The 16,685-nt window shown below is 44.0% G+C and carries 18 protein-coding genes and 2 tRNA genes; 15 read left to right on the forward strand and 5 right to left on the reverse strand.

The window, feature by feature from the left end; translation table 11 throughout:
* The first annotated feature begins 516 nt into the window (after positions 1-516).
* The 6 genes from CKO50_RS03785 to folX all read left to right on the forward strand — a co-directional run bounded on the left by CKO50_RS03785 (position 517) and on the right by folX (position 6,858).
* Positions 517-3,516, forward strand: a complete 3,000-nt coding sequence (locus CKO50_RS03785) for an ATP-binding protein (RefSeq protein WP_255229422.1) — start codon at positions 517-519, stop codon at positions 3,514-3,516.
* 95 nt (positions 3,517-3,611) lie between these two features.
* Complete coding sequence (locus tag CKO50_RS03790) at positions 3,612-4,241, forward strand: YceH family protein (protein ID WP_095727078.1); 630 nt, start codon at positions 3,612-3,614, stop codon at positions 4,239-4,241.
* 60 nt (positions 4,242-4,301) lie between these two features.
* Positions 4,302-5,138, forward strand: a complete 837-nt coding sequence (gene nadE / locus CKO50_RS03795) for an ammonia-dependent NAD(+) synthetase (protein WP_095727079.1) — start codon at positions 4,302-4,304, stop codon at positions 5,136-5,138.
* A gap of 72 nt (positions 5,139-5,210) precedes the next feature.
* The gene (gene folM, locus CKO50_RS03800) at positions 5,211-5,927 is read left to right on the forward strand and encodes a dihydromonapterin reductase (protein WP_095727080.1); all 717 of its coding nucleotides are present in this window, start codon (positions 5,211-5,213) and stop codon (positions 5,925-5,927) included.
* A 6-nt stretch (positions 5,928-5,933) separates the two neighbouring features.
* Complete coding sequence (gene folE / locus CKO50_RS03805; RefSeq protein ID WP_095727081.1) at positions 5,934-6,488, forward strand: GTP cyclohydrolase I FolE; 555 nt, start codon at positions 5,934-5,936, stop codon at positions 6,486-6,488.
* Between the two features lie 7 nt (positions 6,489-6,495).
* Entirely contained in the window at positions 6,496-6,858 is a 363-nt protein-coding gene (folX, locus tag CKO50_RS03810; RefSeq protein WP_095727082.1) for a dihydroneopterin triphosphate 2'-epimerase, read from the forward strand.
* A gap of 39 nt (positions 6,859-6,897) precedes the next feature.
* On the opposite strand, the gene CKO50_RS03815 is transcribed toward folX, so the two are convergent.
* Positions 6,898-7,326: a YqaA family protein gene (locus CKO50_RS03815; RefSeq protein ID WP_095727083.1), complete on the reverse strand. Its 429-nt coding sequence runs from the start codon at positions 7,324-7,326 to the stop codon at positions 6,898-6,900.
* Between the two features lie 106 nt (positions 7,327-7,432).
* On the opposite strand from CKO50_RS03815, the gene CKO50_RS03820 reads away from it, so the two are divergent.
* The 3 genes from CKO50_RS03820 (at position 7,433) to CKO50_RS03830 (ending at position 8,970) form a co-directional block, all read left to right on the forward strand.
* Positions 7,433-7,945, forward strand: coding sequence for a thioredoxin-like domain-containing protein (locus CKO50_RS03820; protein ID WP_095727084.1), 513 nt, complete (start codon positions 7,433-7,435; stop codon positions 7,943-7,945).
* Between the two features lie 12 nt (positions 7,946-7,957).
* Positions 7,958-8,422 carry a DUF2721 domain-containing protein gene (locus CKO50_RS03825; RefSeq protein WP_017219384.1) on the forward strand — a complete coding sequence of 155 codons (465 nt, stop codon included), beginning with the start codon at positions 7,958-7,960 and terminating at the stop codon, positions 8,420-8,422.
* Between the two features lie 101 nt (positions 8,423-8,523).
* Positions 8,524-8,970, forward strand: a complete 447-nt coding sequence (locus CKO50_RS03830) for a cytochrome c (protein ID WP_095727085.1) — start codon at positions 8,524-8,526, stop codon at positions 8,968-8,970.
* A 189-nt stretch (positions 8,971-9,159) separates the two neighbouring features.
* Here CKO50_RS03830 and CKO50_RS03835 read toward each other — a convergent pair whose 3' ends face one another.
* A complete protein-coding gene (locus CKO50_RS03835; RefSeq protein ID WP_176474606.1) occupies positions 9,160-9,345 on the reverse strand; it encodes a PA3496 family putative envelope integrity protein in 186 nt (61 codons plus the stop codon).
* A gap of 288 nt (positions 9,346-9,633) precedes the next feature.
* Between CKO50_RS03835 and CKO50_RS03840 the strand changes: the two genes are divergently transcribed.
* Positions 9,634-10,419, forward strand: a complete 786-nt coding sequence (locus tag CKO50_RS03840; protein ID WP_095727087.1) for a YggN family protein — start codon at positions 9,634-9,636, stop codon at positions 10,417-10,419.
* A gap of 38 nt (positions 10,420-10,457) precedes the next feature.
* On the opposite strand, the gene CKO50_RS03845 is transcribed toward CKO50_RS03840, so the two are convergent.
* Positions 10,458-12,017, reverse strand: coding sequence for a PLP-dependent aminotransferase family protein (locus CKO50_RS03845; RefSeq protein WP_095727088.1), 1,560 nt, complete (start codon positions 12,015-12,017; stop codon positions 10,458-10,460).
* Between CKO50_RS03845 and CKO50_RS03850 the strand changes: the two genes are divergently transcribed.
* Positions 12,016-12,930: a DMT family transporter gene (locus tag CKO50_RS03850; protein WP_095727089.1), complete on the forward strand. Its 915-nt coding sequence runs from the start codon at positions 12,016-12,018 to the stop codon at positions 12,928-12,930. The genes CKO50_RS03845 and CKO50_RS03850 overlap by 2 nt on opposite strands.
* 41 nt (positions 12,931-12,971) lie before the next feature.
* Here the strand turns inward: CKO50_RS03850 and CKO50_RS03855 are convergent, their stop codons facing one another.
* Positions 12,972-13,814: a diacylglycerol kinase family protein gene (locus CKO50_RS03855; RefSeq protein WP_095727090.1), complete on the reverse strand. Its 843-nt coding sequence runs from the start codon at positions 13,812-13,814 to the stop codon at positions 12,972-12,974.
* Positions 13,815-14,099: 285 nt separating this feature from the next.
* Between CKO50_RS03855 and CKO50_RS23890 the strand changes: the two genes are divergently transcribed.
* The 4 genes from CKO50_RS23890 (at position 14,100) to CKO50_RS03870 (ending at position 15,549) form a co-directional block, all read left to right on the forward strand.
* Complete coding sequence (locus CKO50_RS23890; protein ID WP_017219379.1) at positions 14,100-14,246, forward strand: hypothetical protein; 147 nt, start codon at positions 14,100-14,102, stop codon at positions 14,244-14,246.
* A 224-nt stretch (positions 14,247-14,470) separates the two neighbouring features.
* Positions 14,471-14,561, forward strand: a tRNA-Ser gene (locus tag CKO50_RS03860).
* A gap of 20 nt (positions 14,562-14,581) precedes the next feature.
* Positions 14,582-14,674, forward strand: a tRNA-Ser gene (locus tag CKO50_RS03865).
* 125 nt (positions 14,675-14,799) lie between these two features.
* On the forward strand, positions 14,800-15,549 hold the full coding sequence (locus tag CKO50_RS03870) for an MBL fold metallo-hydrolase (protein WP_095727091.1): 750 nt from the start codon (positions 14,800-14,802) through the stop codon (positions 15,547-15,549).
* Here CKO50_RS03870 and CKO50_RS03875 read toward each other — a convergent pair.
* Positions 15,546-16,658 (reverse strand): aminotransferase class V-fold PLP-dependent enzyme, encoded by a 1,113-nt coding sequence (locus CKO50_RS03875; RefSeq protein ID WP_095727092.1) that lies wholly within the window; start codon positions 16,656-16,658, stop codon positions 15,546-15,548. The two genes, CKO50_RS03870 and CKO50_RS03875, sit on opposite strands and share 4 nt — an antisense overlap.
* Positions 16,659-16,685 lie beyond the last annotated feature (27 nt).

The raw sequence follows: 16,685 nt of genomic DNA on the forward strand, positions 1-16,685 counted from the left end.
TTTATGCCTAGAAGATATAGCATGTCATTGGCTAATAAACCAATATTCTCGACTTTGTCACAGTTATAAGACAATCAAGTTAAGGCATTTTATTTTGGTTAATTAGATTTCGCTTTGCGAGGACTGAACTATAGTTAAATCATCGTCTTCAACACAGAAACACCATGATCTCTGAACTATCGACATCACCACTGAAATTTCGCTTTGTGAAATCTAGCTTCTGGCTTTTACTAATCGTGATCATCGCGGTGGCATGGTATGTCGATCAAGTAAATTATCGCCGCTTAGTGGCAATAGAAAAGAGCCGTTCGACCGAAGAAGTGAATGTCTACCGCACCAAGCTAGAAGGTATTCTAGCAAAAAATGTTCAATTGGTCAGAGGCTTAGGCATAGCACTTTCAGGTCAATCAGAGCTATCTCAAGTTCGCTTTGAGCAACTTGCGAAGCCGCTATTCGACAGCAGTCAAATTCTTCGCAATATCGGAGCGGCCCCAAATATGCGGCTCCNTTTACCCTATGAAAGGCAATGAAAAGGCGATAGGCCTAGATTATCAAACCCACCCAACACAAAAATACGGTGCGTTACTCGCCAAAGAGAGTCGCGAAATCGTGATGGCTGGCCCACTAGAATTGATTCAGGGGGGTACGGGCTTAATTGCAAGAATTCCGGTTTACACCGACAAAACTCACTTCTGGGGACTGCTCTCTGTCGTGCTCGATATGGATAGCCTGTATCAACAAGCAAATTTTACCGCATTAGAAAGTCAATATCTGATTGCGATTCAAGGCATTGATGGCAAAGGCCGAAACGGAGATTACTTTTATGGCAACAGTAATATACACTCTCTTTCCCCCATCGCATTTAGCATCAGCGTCCCTTTTGGTGAATGGGAACTTTACGCTGTGCCTCGCATTGGTTGGCATCCTGAGACAACCGCAGTGTGGCCTTTTCGCTTAGCTATCATCGCGTTGATTATCATCTTTATTGCCGCATTTATCTTTATTACCCGGCTGCTATCGCAGCTGCAACGCAATACATTATCACTTACCAATATGGGTATGCTTGCTGAAGTTGGCGCTTGGGAAATCAACGTCAAAACCCGAGATATTATCTGGTCGGAGGTAACCCGTAGTATTTTCTGCGTGCCAAGACAATTTCAGCCCACTTGGATGAATACGACAGAGTTTTTCAAAGCTGGTTTCTACAGAAAGCGCTTACAAGACTGTGTGGATGACCTTATAAAAACAGGCCATGAGTTCGAAGAAGAATTTATCATCCAAACCCAAAATTTGGATGACTTATGGGTGCTAGTGAAAGCACGCTCTATTCGCAGTGGCAAACGCACTACCCACATTTTTGGTTCGATTCAAAATATTCATAAACGAAAGATGATGGAGATAGAGCACGATAAATTTGCCAAAAATAATGAGCTTCTTGCTTATTTAAGTTCTCATGAAGCCATCTTAAATAACCACCTAGATAAAGCGCTCTCACTTTGCGCAGATGCTTGCAAAAAAGGAGTGGAGGTCAATAGAGTTAGTATTTGGCAGTTTAACGACGATAAAAACCTCTTGATACCCGTGTGTTTTTCGCATGCAACCACGGGGAGCCTAGAACATTTCCCTCCCTGGCGAAAAGCAATTGCACCTGAATTCTTTAACGAAATCGAAAACGGTAAATTGATTGCGGCAGAGCAAGCAAAAAGCCATCCAGCAACGATGGCTCTTACCACAATTTACCTTGAGCCTTTCGAAATTAAGGCCATGCTTTGCTGCCCTATCAGTCATAAAAACCAAACCTTAGGCATTCTTTGTGCAGAGTACGATGTTGTAAGTCCAGCTTGGGGTCAAAGCGATCTCCGTTTAATAAAATCTATCGCCGCCATGTTAGGAAGCCTTTTTATCAATAAAGTCCATCAGAAAGCGAAAAATCAAGCCATCATTGATAAAGACTTAGCAGAACAATCCGCTAAAATGAAAGCAGAGTTTTTAGCCAGTATGAGTCATGAAATACGCACTCCACTCAATGGCGTAATGGGCATGGTTGAGCTCGTCATGCACTCACAACTCACTTCAACTCAACACCACCAGCTCTCTTTGGCACATAGTTCAGCGAAATCTTTGCTCACCATCATTAATGACATTCTCGACTTCTCCAAAATTGAGGCTGGTAAGCTAACGATAGAATTTGTTGAGTTCGATCTTATCGAGATGTTAAGTAATATGCTGTCTGGGTTTGTGCGCGCAGCCGATGCCAACAATAACCGACTGCATATCGATTTATCAGGCATGAAAGTCCATACCGCGCAAACCGATCCTAATCGCCTTAAACAAATCCTTAATAATTTGCTAAGCAATGCGATTAAGTTTACTCATGACGGTTCAGTGACATTAAGCTGCCATACTGAACAAACGGGCGATCAAACTCGATTATGGTGCAGTGTAGAAGATACTGGTATCGGTATTTCAAAGGAAAAGCTCAATAAAGTTTTTGATTCATTTACCCAAGCAGATTTATCAACTACTCGACAATATGGTGGCACAGGGCTTGGTCTCACCATTGCAAAGCAATTGTCTCAACTGCTCGGTGGCGACCTACAAGCATTTAGTAAAGAACACGTTGGCAGCACGTTTTCCTGTAATGTACTACTAACAGCAGCTAAACCCATTACCGTGCATGAAAAGCCTGATAATTCAACGTTATATATATTAAGCGAAATCAATGAAGACTACAGTAAACTACTGAAACCTTGGTATATCACGTGCTTACACGTGCAGCAATTTGATATGCTCATGACACAACTACAACAACCATCCTCACATCTTGCTGTTATTTTAGATGCCAAGTTACTCAATGCCACACCGCGGAAAAAACAACAAGCACTCAAAACGCAGCTAACACAGCAGCAGATCGCGCATGTGGTTGCCGTTGAAGAACAAAGTAGCGAAACGCTCTCGCTATTTTCTTCCTGTGAGCGGGTGTACTACCCCATTACGCCATATGCGGCACTTCAGGTATTCAACTTTGATTATCAAGATTCAGACAAGTCGGCATCCGTCAAAACCGACTCACAGGTCAGTGCTGACCCCTTGTTAGCACACTCAATCTTATTAGTGGAAGATAACCAGATAAACCAAACCGTTGCAATGACGATGTTAGAGCGTTTAGGTGCAAAAGTAGTCTGCCAAGAAAATGGCGAGTTAGCACTTGCCCACTTACAATCAACTAACAAACCTTACGATGTAATTCTAATGGATTGTCAGATGCCAGTGATGGATGGTTATCAAGCAGCACAGCAGATCCGCCAAGGTGTTGCCGGAAAGCAACATCAGAATAGCGTAATCGTTGCACTCACCGCCAACGCAATGCAAGGTGATAGAGAAAAATGCCTTGATGCTGGTATGGATGATTACCTTACCAAACCCATTGACTTTGATGAGCTAAGAACCAAACTTCTGCAAGTAAAACCACAGCAAACAATGCAGGCACCTTCGTCTGCGGCCCAACAAAGTTAGCTCACACACTTTGCTACAGTAAATATTGGTATTATATTGCTACTATCAAGATGGTGTTATACACCTCATCAGCAACAACAAAAATAAGGAAAGTGATGCAATTAGATACTCAAGAGCAACGTATACTGGGTAGCTTAATCGAAAAGCAAGTCACCACCCCAGAACAATATCCAATGTCACTCAACGGCCTCACCAATGCGTGTAATCAAAAGTCGAATCGCGAGCCTGTGATGGAACTCTCTCAAAATGACGTACTAGACACACTGACTCGCCTACAAGAAAAACGCTTAATTACCTGCGACGAAGCACTGTCTGGTCGCGTCGACAAGTACAGCCAGCGCTTTTGTAACAGTGATTTTGGCCACCTTAAAGTCAACACGAAGCAAAAAGCGATTATCTGTTTATTGTTACTGCGTGGACCACAAACTCCAGGTGAATTGCGTACCCGCAGCAGCCGTCTCGCAGAGTTTAGCTCCGTACAGGACGTTGAAACGACATTAAGTGCAATGCAAGAACATGATTATGTGGTTAAGCTTGCCAGAGAATCAGGAAAACGAGAAAGTCGTTATCAACATTTGTTCGGTGATCAAGTCGTTGAATCTGCAGTCGCATCAGCAGAACCCTTAACAGACACACAAAATGACAGTGAAATCGAAAGCTTGATTGCCGAGATTGAGCAATTAAAACAAGAACTCGCCACCATCAAAGCACATTTAGGGCTTTAAAAAGCGCGTCAGCACCAACATAATATAAGTTTACCGCCCCGATAGTATTGAGGAACCAGTATGCGTGAAGCAATCATGGCCGAAATGAAAGTTCAGCCCATTATTGACCCGGAATTTGAAGTCAAACGACGTGTCTCATTTTTAAAAGCACGATTACAAGCCTCTGGCTGCTTCACTCTTGTGCTTGGCATCAGCGGAGGCGTTGATTCGTCAACTTGTGGACGCCTATGCCAGCTAGCTATCGATGAACTCAATGCTGAACATGGTACTGGAGCTTATAAATTTATTGCCATTCGCTTGCCGTATGGCGTTCAAGCTGATGAAGATGAAGCGCAACTTGCACTTGAGTTTATCCAACCTAGCCAGCGCTTAACAGTCAACATCAAGCCTGCGGCCGATGCTATGCACGAGCAAGCACTTGCTGCCATGGCCGGTGGAAGCGTGCCACTGCCTTCACAAGCCAGCGTGGATTTTATTAAAGGAAACGTAAAGGCACGCCAGCGCATGGTAGCGCAGTACGAAATAGCAGGCCTGACTCGCGGTTTAGTAGTCGGTACCGATCACAGCGCTGAAAACATCACGGGCTTTTACACCAAGTTTGGTGACGGTGCCTGCGACTTAGCACCCTTGTTTGGCCTGTCAAAACGCCAAGTTCGCGCACTAGCGGCGTTTCTCGGGGCACCTGCGGGATTAGTACATAAAGTACCGACAGCCGATCTCGAATGCGACCGTCCAGGCCTTTCCGATGAAGAAGCGCTAGGACTAAGCTATGACAATATTGATGACTTCCTTGAAGGTAAGCCTGTTAGCAGTGAAGTAAACGACAAACTTATTGCCATCTATCAGCGCACACAACACAAGCGTCAACCAATTCCTACGGTATACGACGAACAATAGTCTTGTTGGCAGGAGATAACCAGTTATTCATCCTGCCAACCCTAATTTCTCAATTCACAAGGTGATTAACGTATGAGCCCTGCAGCTGCACCTATTTTAATTACTGGTGGCGCACAGCGCATTGGACTTGCTTTGGTGAAACACTTTCTCGCTAAACAGCAAGCCGTCATATTGACGTATCGCACCAAACATCAAGTTATCGATGAACTAGCATCGCTAGGTGCCATTTGTATCAAGGCTGATTTTGACGAGCCAGAAGCAATCACACAACTCAACAACCAAATTCGTGCCCATACCGACGCACTCAGTGCCATCATCCACAATGCATCGAGCTGGGATTGTGAAGCCAACAACCCTGATTTTTCAGCATTATTCGACAATATGATGCGGATCCACGCTAAAGTCCCTTATTTGATCAATCATGCCTTGAGCGACTTATTGACAGCTAGCAATAACGTCAGCGATGTGATCCATATTACTGACTATGTAGTAGAAAAAGGCAGTCCAAAACACATTGCCTATGCCGCAAGTAAAGCTGCATTAGATAACTTAACTCGGTCATTTGCCGCTAAGTTTGCACCTAACATCAAAGTGAATAGCATTGCACCTTCTCTTATCATCTTTAATCAAGACGATAGTGACGAGTACAAGGCAAAAACCTTGAAAAAGTCTATTATGGGAATTGAGCCTGGTAGCAAAGAAGTTATCAATAGTGTCGACATGATACTCTCTAGCAACTATATGACAGGACGCACGGTACAAATCGACGGTGGCCGCCATTTGAGGTAACGCATTATGCAAGATAAATTACAACAGAGTTATAAAACGATTATTGAAGCCGTGGGTGAAGATGCAGACCGCGAAGGATTATTAGACACACCCAAGCGCGCAGCGAAAGCAATGGAATATCTGACTCAGGGTTACCGTCAAACACTGGATGAAATCACCAATAACGCGGTATTCAGCTCGGATGCCGATGACATGGTGCTGATCCAAGATATAGAGTTGTACTCTATGTGTGAGCACCACCTTCTACCTTTCGTTGGCCGTTGTCACATCGCTTATATACCTAACGGTAAAGTGCTTGGTTTATCTAAATTTGCCCGCATTGTTGACATGTTTGCCCGCCGATTTCAAATCCAAGAACAGCTAACTCATCAAATCGCCAAGGCCGTTGAGGAAGTCACTGACGCAAAAGGCGTTGGCGTGATCGTTGAAGCCAAACATATGTGTATGATGATGCGTGGGGTTGAAAAACAAAACTCTAGCATGCGAACGTCAGTCATGCTTGGTAACTTCAGAAGCGACTCCAAAACCCGCAACGAGTTTTTACAGTTGGTGAAAGGATAAGTACGCTATGTCGAATGCCATTATTAAGGTGACGAATTTAAGGCTACGTACCTTTATTGGTTTTAATCCCGAGGAACGGGAGAAAAAGCAAGATGTCGTGATCAATATTGAAATTCACTACCCAGCTGATACGGCATGTTTAGATCATGATAACGTGGCCCACGCGCTTAACTACAAAACCGTGACCAAAGCTATCATCACACTGGTAGAAGAAGGGCATTTTTTGTTACTTGAGAAATTAGTGGCCGACATACTCGCTGAATGTCATCAACATCGAGACGTGACATATGCAAAAGTCACCGTAGATAAACCGCACGCTTTACGGTTTGCTGACTCAGTGTCACTCACGCTTGATTGGTATAGAAGCTAAGCGATAAGACCCTGATATTCACTTCCTTGCCTTCTGGTGTTAAGAAATCACCTGTAAGGCAAGGTAAATCACCAGTGCATAACGAGCGCCTTTACCGAGCGCGACTAACACAAAAAACCACCCAAAAGAGGTTCGTAAAGACCCCGCTACCACAGTCAAAGGATCTCCGACTATGGGTAGCCAAGCAAATAGCAATGAAAACTTACCGTAACGATTAAATAGCCCACAAGCCTTATCATATTGCTGTTGAGAAACCGGAAACCAGCGCTTATCTCGCCACTTAGCGATAAACCAACCAAGATAGTAGTTCACACAGCTACCAAGTAAATTACCCATTGTCGCAGCCAGCCATAACCAAACCAGTTCGCCTTGTTGTTTCACAACGAGCCCACTCAGCGCCAGCTCCGACGACGCAGGTAATAAGGTTGCGGCAATAAATGCAAGCCCAAATAAAGAAAGGTAAATCATATCAACGGCTATAAGAAATTGGACTTTAAGAAATCATCTAAGTGGGGCAATATACTGAAATGCGCGCAAGACTTCAAAAACACAGACACGGAAACAATGAATAGACATGAAAACAACAATAAAAATGTTACTACTTAGTACCGTTCTCACCACCGGATTTAGTGACTGCAAGGCCTCAAACGAAGCGCTACCACAGGAAGACGATGGCTATCAGACCTATATCCACACCGGCGACACCTTCGAACACTTGCAATTTACGGATATCAAAAACCAAGCCGTCAGATTCGATGCCAAACACAAAAAACTGGTAATTTTATTCGCGACTTGGTGCTCTGATTCGCAACGTTTATTGAGTGAACTAAAACAGTCTGAATTACTCACCCAGGCGGAGTTAACCATCGTTGCCATTGGCCGAGAAGAAACTAACACTACACTTGAGCAGTTCAACGAAACCATGCAATTGCCCATCCATTTTATTGCCGATCCCAATCGAGATATTTACAACACGTATGCCAATAAAGGCATTCCTAGAGTCATCTTGCTTGATGAACGCAACCAAGTGATGCAAACCCTAATCGGTGAGCAACCCAACACCTTATCAAAACTAAACTGGAATTAACGAGGTAACTATATGAATCCAGAAGTCGTTAGCATTCTCACGATGGCCAAAGTTATCCAAACCGCCGTTGCCCCTGTATTTTTAATTACGGGTATTGCTGCGACCTTAGGGGTACTATCAAACCGCTTAGCACGGATCACGGATAGGGCGCGTTTACTTGATCGCAAGATCAATACCACGCAAGATGAAGAGCTCAAAATGCACTTTAGCCGTGAAATGCGCGCACTATTAAAACGGTCTCGTTTTATTCACGTTGCATTTAGCATGAGTGTACTCAGTGCGTTGCTTGTGTGTGCAGTGGTTATGCTGCTGTTCATGTCACACTTGTACAGTATGCCATTGGGTATTACTTTATCGTCTTGTTTTATCGCCGCTATGGTGCTGCTTATTGGCGCGTTTGTCTCTTTGCTGGGAGAAATCTTTTTAGCCACCCGCAGTATGCGCAGGGGCATGATATTCAAAGACATCGAGAGTTGATTATTTAAAACTAGTTGCCTCCGTCACAGGGCACTTATCGCAATTGTTTGATTATATTTGTAATTTACATTGAAAATAGGGAAAAATATTAGGGGTTTACTATGAAGAAACTACTTACCGTCACACTATTTAGCTGTCTTGCAGCAACAGCACAAGCTAACACTATGTTTGAATCGGCTGAAGATGCAATTGAATACCGCAAAGCGTCTTTCCAATTGATCCGTTTCCAGATTGGTAATATGGGCGACATGCTAAAAGGCAAAGTACCATTTGATGCTGAAGTATTTAAGCAACGTGCTCACAACGCTGCGCAATTATCGCAAATGCCTTGGGAAGCATTTATCGACGGTTCTGACAAAGGCAATACTGATGCCCTACCAGCCGTTTGGTCAAACAGAGCTGAGTTCGATGGTAAAGCCAAGCAATTTGCCGAGTATGCTCAAGCACTGGCTGTTGCAGCTGACTCAGGTGACAAAAAGCTGATTGCTTCTGCATTTAAAGATTGGGCAAAAGGCTGTAAAGACTGCCATAAATCTTTTAAAGATTAATACCAATCGTATAAAAACAAAACAGCCGCATATTTGCGGCTGCTTACTACCTGAATATCTCGTCGCTTGTTTGGCTATCACCAACGACACAGTAACTCAGACATCGCACTGAGTAACCCACAACCCTGCTTAATCACACAGCCAAATTGAATTACTGTCAGTGCTAGACTCGTAGATGACGTCTAGTGATCAATCATCAATATAGTCGAAATCATCATCGCCTAGATTTCTACGTAGGCGTTTTTGCTCTAAGTAGTCGTCTAGCTTTCTTTTGACTTTACGCTTTTGCTTGTCATGTTGGTTACGACCCAACTTTTCAAATTCATCGTCTACAAAATCATCATCAAGCGCATCGTAAGAGAATGTCTTACCCACAACTAACTCCAAAATAAAATAGTCATTAATAAAATGAGAGCCGTCTCTCAAGATCACTATTTAGCGCTAAATTGTCATTCTGAAAAGTGAGAGTTTCTTATCCTTACAATAAAAATTTTTTATTGCCTAATTCATTTTGACAAAAACAACTATATTTTAGTCAATTTCATCACTTTTAGAGCACATTAACTTTCAACAATAAAACACAATGCATTGATTTTATTTGAGTTTATATTTGGCATTGTTCTTGTAACAATAATCATGCAACTGAGCCAATAAGGATCGACCATGAATAAAATTTTACTCCTAACAGCAGCAATAATGATGACAACCACCGTCGCTGCACACGAAAAAAATAACATCACGTTTAGCGGTGACAATTGTGAAGTAGAATTTCAAAATGACGTTAGGATCACGCCTGATAACTTGGTGATCACAACGGCCAAAAACAAAACAGCTGAGATCAACAACCTTGGCGAGCTGACACTCAATGGCGAGCGCATCGCACTTAATACACAGCAAAAAACGATGCTCACGCAATATGGTGATGAACTAAGAGGCCGCCTACCACAAGTGGCTGATATTGCTTTTGAAGGCATAAAACTAGCGGGCGTCGCCCTTAATGAAGTGGCACACACCTTTAATTTAACCAGTTTAGATAGCATCCATGCTGTGATCGATGATCTTGAAACAGAAGTGCAAAATACGTTTTATCAGCAAGGTGCGTTTGTGATGGGCAAGCAAACCTTTGATGAGTTTGGCCAAAATTTTGATAATCAGTTTGAAGAAAAAATCGAGACCGCTGTACAAGGTGCCATGATGCAATCGATAGGTAGCTTACTGGTTGCGATTGGCAACGAAATGTCAGATGCAAACGGTGATATGAGCAGCTTTGAACAACGTATGGAAAACTTCGCAACACAAATCGAAACCAAAGTTGAACAACAGGCAGAATCTATTGAGAAAAAAGCCGACGCACTGTGTGGCGACTTTGAGCAAATCGCGAAAAACGAAGCCATTGTCGCAAAGTCTATCCCCGCCATGTCAGAGTACCAACTGTTTAAATTTAAATAATCTGACGTTGGCATAACTTACATTTAATTAAGGGTACGTTATGCCAACCCTTTCCTTTGTGCATCAGCCAGCTCCCCCAGCGTTTTAATCGCTTGCTCTACCGACGCACCCCACGGCAAGCCATAACTGATACGTATACAATTTTGATACTTTTTGCTGGCACTAAATAGCGTACCAGGCGTAATACTGATCCCGCGCTCCAAGGCTTTTTGGAACAACAAGGCACCATCAACGTGCTTACCTAAGTCTAGCCACAGCACACAACCGCCTTGCGGGCGACTGACTCTTACCTCACTACCAAATGCAACATTCACCGCTTGGATCATACGGTCTCGATTCTCAATTAACCGTTTACGGACCAACTTTAAATGGCGCTCGTAGCCTCCGGAGCTGAGAAAATCCGCTAGTGCCCATTGATTCATTAAAGATGATGAGCAACTCAACGCACGTTTTATGCGCTTTGCTTTTGCACTAAATTGACTGGCGACCATCCAACCCACCCGATAGCTAGGCGCTGCGGTTTTTGAAAATGACGCACATGTGATCACTAAGCCCTTTTGGCTAAATGCTTGTGCCGGAATGCCACGCTGCTCGGTAAAATATAAATCGCCATACACATCGTCTTCTATCAACACCACGTCACGTTGCTCTAATAGCGCCACCAGCTGCGCACGTCTCGTATCAGGCATAAAACTACCAAGCGGGTTACTAATACTGGTAGAGAACACACACGCTCGAATATCATGCTTTTCAAGTGCCCGTTCAAGGTCGCTCAGCCAAATGCCATCATCCGGGCAAACAGGTATTTCAATGGCCTTTAACCCTAAGTTTTCAGCCAGTTCAACAATGCCAAAATAACAGGGAGATTCAATCGCTATCACGTCTCCGGGCTTGGTCACCGCTTGTAACGCAATCGCCAATGCTTCTTGCGCGCCATTGGTGATCACCACTTCATCCATGTCTATTGCTAAACCCATATCCAAATAACGCCGCACGATTTGCTTTTTTAAACTATCTAAACCGTCCATAGGGCCATAATTAATGAGTTCGTTCCCTGCTTCTTTCATTGCGCGGCGCATAATTTTGGCAAGAACCTGCTCAGTACCAGCAATGGCGATGGGATTGGCGATACCTAAGGGGATTGCATGTGGCTGATGGATCCCCTTATACACTTGTTCAATCAACGCCTGCTTGTTAACCACCACAGGTTTGGCGGGCAATCGTGCACGCTTCGGTGAGTCGTTGTGCGAAGTTCTGTGACATAAAAAGTAGCCGGACTTCTCTTTGGCAATAACTTTTCCCTGATCTTCAAGTGCTTGATAGGCCTGCTTTACAGTTGGGATACTGACATTTAAGTTTTGCGCCATAACACGCAATGAGGGAAGCTTTTCGCCCGGTAAAATGGACTCTTGTTCTGCCATCGACAGGATCATTTGGATCACCTGCTGATAGAGAAAGGCGGAATGTTGGCGTTGAATAACGGTACTCATAAGCAATAATCTGTATAGGTATAAATTAGCAAATTCTGTATATAGCTTATACAGAATAACAGCGTAAACTACAGACTTCCACTGCTGTTCGAATCTAGAGCCGATCATGAAAAATCTATTTCTTTACGCCATCACTGTGTTGATTTGGGGATCAACATGGCTTGCCATTGAATACCAACTTGGCAGCATCAACGAGTTTGTGTCGCTATTTTACCGCTTTGGCCTCGCCGCGGTTTGTATGTGGGCGTTTGTCATCTATAAGCGTGTGCCAATGCGATTTTCTTGCCGAGATCACGGCTTTTTCATCCTCTTAGCGCTGTGTAATTTTGGTGCTAACTATCTCTTCTTGTATTGGGCTCAGGCGCATTTAACGTCAGCGATGGCATCAATTGCGTTTTCGTTATTATTGGTCGTTAACATCGTCAACACTAAGCTGTTTTTTGCCAAACCGATTGCAAAGCGAATTTACTTTGGCGCATCACTGGGCACGCTTGGGATAGTCAGCTTGTTTTGGCACGATTTGGTCGCATTTGATTTGCAAAGCGAGGCCTTCTTGGGATTATCATTAGCTCTATTAGGAACAGTGGTCGCGTCACTCGGTAATATGGTGAGCGTACGCAATTCCAATCAGCAAATTGATGTTATGGCGGGAAATGCGTGGGGTATGCTTTACAGCGCTGTCATGTTAGCAACCTATGTCGCCTTTAGTGAACATCAGTTTATCAACCAAGCGCCGGCATCATATTGGTGGTCTCTGATTTACCTCAGCGTGTTTGGCACCGTCATTGCCTTTGGTTGTTATTTCTCACTACTCAAGAATATTGGGCCTGAGAAAGCGAGTTATTTGATAGTGTTATTTCCTTTTGTTGCCGTGGCCTTGAGTACCTTATTTGAAGGCTTTGAGTGGCAGCAAAACACCTTTATTGGATTTATTTTGGTCATCCTAGGTAATGCGATTGTACTCACGCCTTTAGATCGCATCTACGCTTGGTTGTCCATTCGGTCCCCAGTTAGAAGTTGAAGTCTTACCAATGCTTTAGCTTCTTACTTTTCAGCGCCATTTTATAATGGCGCTTTTTTTATGTTCAGAGCTCGGCGGCAGCAAGTTATCGTCGCAGGTGTGCGCCCAACAATCTCTCCATCAGCCTCGATATCATACCCCTCTTGTGCGATATAAAGCTCTGTAATGCGACCGTGGTGCACATTTCTTGTGCCCATATGACGTTTAAGTAGCATATTGACAAACAATATCACCCGCTGCCAATGCGTTTGCGGCGTGAACCACAGCAGCTCCAACTGACCGTCATCAAGACAAGCCATAGGAGCAGGAGTTAACCCTGCCCCAAAGTGTTTGCCATTCGCAAGTAACAACATCATACCCTGCTCCGGCCACGCATTGCTGTGATAGCGAATGAGCTTGGCAGTAAAAAGCGACATAAATCCCGCATAGGTATAGCTCAGTTTTCCTAGCCGTTTGGTTTGTCCTAAGTTATTCATGACATGCGCGTTAAAGCCAATCCCAGCAACATTGACAAACCAGCGCCCGTCCACTTTACCCAAATCAATACTGGAGACCTTGTCTGAAAATACAGCTGCTCGCCACTGTACTTTGGAATAATTAAACTGCCGAGCAAAATCGTTGCCAGTCCCCGCTGGCAGCAGTGCAAGCGTGTTATCCCGTTCAGCAATGGCATTGGCGACTAGGTGCAAAGTGCCATCTCCCCCAATCACCACCACGCTAACTCCCGCCGTAGCAGCTTGAGCAATTGCGTCCCTATCTGCGACAAAGTTTCCAGTGGTATTAAACCAAGTTGCCGTCAACTGTTGTTGTTTTAACTGTTGCTTTAACCATGCAATTTGCGCTTTCCCCTCAGCACCCGCCAAAGGGTTGACTACCACCAGCATAAAAACCCTTAAATACAAAAACTCAACTTATATGAATAAAAAACCAAAACTAAAACCAAAAATCAAAAACAAAAACGACAAACACACATATTAATTGGGTTACAGCCTAATCAAGACAATCACAACCATGCATAAACATGCAAAAAAGCCATTAAAACAAAAATGAACAAACCATTAATTCATTAGTTATTTTTATCCGAAAACATCAATTTTCATCGTTTTAAATTTAAACAAATTGCGTGCAAAATAGCCTTGTTTTCAATCATAGCTTATTAGGAGCCAGACATGCTTAATTCAGCTGCACCTTGCAGCCCATCACAAAACACGTTTAACCAAACACAACCAACTAAACAACGTCGTATCAATTGGACGAAGTGGTTGGCAGTATGTGGTCAACACTTAGCGTTAAAAGACGTGATTATGTATAAGTAAGTCTGCACAGAGCATGGCGTCCCAACCCGCCATGCTCTCGTCAGCATTTGTTTCAATAGACCATAAAAGCACCACTTCAACCAGCATTTTTGTACAAAACCTCTTCGTCAAACCGCTAATTTCTAGCACAATTTTAAAAAAACCTCACTTTTAGCACATTTTTTAAGCAAACAGTTTAAAAACGGTTTACAGCGCCTAAATCGCTAAGTATTATCTTTGCCCATGGAGAGATGGCTGAGTGGTTGAAAGCACCGGTCTTGAAAACCGGCATACGTTAATAGCGTATCTAGGGTTNAAATCCCTATCTCTCCGCCANNTTTTTAAAGTATTGCGCCGGAGAGGTGGCCGAGTGGCTGAAGGCGCTCCCCTGCTAAGGGAGTATAGGGTTTGTAGCCCTATCGAGGGTTCGAATCCCTCCTTCTCCGCCATCACTTATAAGAAAACCGCTTAATTGCGGTTTTTTTATGTCTGCGATTTATCACTTCCACACAACTGGTCAGATGTCTTTAACCTATGCTATGTTGAGATCTGATTGGAGAAATGAGTGTGACTAATGAAAATCCATGTCTTAGAAGGCTATATTCAACATATTTATCTGGTTGAGCACGAAACGGATCTGCTGTTACTCGATGGTTGCTGTCGTGCTGATGTTGAGTTGGTCTGCAACTACATCCTACAACTGCAAAAGCCACTAAGCGCACTCAAGCTGATTGTGGTCACGCATATGCACCCAGATCATGCCGGTGGCGCGCATAAACTCAAAAAACTCACGGGCGCAAAGATTGCGGCTGCAAATGCCCCCAGTCAATGGTATCGTGGTATTGATGGAGTCATGATGCACCTCTCCGATATGGCGCTGGCACTTTGGGTTGCAGGGAGAAAGCGCAAGGCCAAACGTAACCTTTGGTATCCAAGACAATTATCACCAGATTTTTTCCTAGCTGATGGCGATAGCTTGCCCTACTTTAACGAATGGCAAGCGATACACACACCCGGTCATACGGATAGAGATTTGAGCTTGTATCATCTACCCAGTAAGCGCATCTATGTGGCGGACTTGACGGTAAAAGTGAAAGGGCAATTTGTTGCGCCTTTTCCGGTATTCTATCCACACTTGTATCGCCAATCTCTTGCCAAAGTAAAGGCTCTACAACCCCACTCCGTGATCTTGGCGCATCAAGGAGAGGTACTTGCAGAAGAAATTGATTTCAACGCATTGATAGCGCGCGCGCCCAAGCAACCAATGACACATTGGCGCTCGGTGAAGAAGAAGACCAAAAAAGCACTAGGGCTAGGAAGCTAACTTTCGTTGATAACCTGCACCAACTGCGCGATGTCCTCCTGACTATTATAAATATGTGGTGAGACGCGAATACCGTAGCGACGATTATCCACAGCAATGCCTGCTCGCTTAAGCTGCTCCATCACTGCCTCATGCCGCGAGCCAAAATGCAGGATAGCGGTCCCAGAGCAAGCACTCTGCGCTGTAGGAGAGCGATAAAATTCAGGCAATGCCGCTTGTAACTCAGATAACAAAGCAAAGTTGTACGCTCTTACTTGCTCAATCCCAAGCTCGGCAAAATAGCCAAGGCTGTGCCCCGCATAGATATAAGGTGCCACACTTGGTGTACCGCCCCAAAAACGCAGCGCACTTTCACTCAGCGCAAAATGATGAATATCAAACTCGAATGGATTTTGATGCGAAAACCAGCCAACATCTTTTGGTTCACAATAAGGTAAGACATCCCCATTCACCCAGATAAAACCGGCACCAGGGCCACCGCAGCTCCATTTCACACAAGAGCCGATAACGCAATCCGCACCCCACTCGCTTAAATTTATTGGTAATACACTAAGTGACTGAGCAATATCGATAATACTTCGACAACCATATTGGTTAGCAAGGCTAATGATGTCAGCGACAGGTGCCTGCTGACCGCTGTTCGAATAAACATGACTGACAAATACCCAGTCAATTTGCTCGTCAATATATTGTTGCCACACGCTCAGGTCGTGCATATTCATCGCTTCGGGAATATAAACAATCTCAATATTGTCCAGCGCGTTTTGTAACGCAAATCCCATGCTAGGGAAGTCTTGCTCACTCATCAATACGCGTACTTTGCGAATGCCACTTTCGGGCAAACTCATCGCCCATTTCGTTAAACCACTGGAAAGGTTTGCTTGCGGACAAAACAGGCGCGCATCGGTGTGTAATAGAGAGGCTAAGGCTGAGGTAAAGCGATCAATACCGCTTAGCCACTGCTGCCAAGGTTCTTGATTTTGTTGTTGCCACGGCACCATAAATTGCTGATGAAAATCTTCCGCTGCAGATTTCAACATACGACCAACGGAATGACTCAATAAATAGCGACCCGTAGGCAAGTGAAAATCATCCCTATATTGCTTCATGCTTAACTCCTATTGCTTGGCGTAATC

This window comes from Pseudoalteromonas sp. HM-SA03, assembly GCF_002289345.1.
Lineage (GTDB): Bacteria > Pseudomonadota > Gammaproteobacteria > Enterobacterales > Alteromonadaceae > Pseudoalteromonas.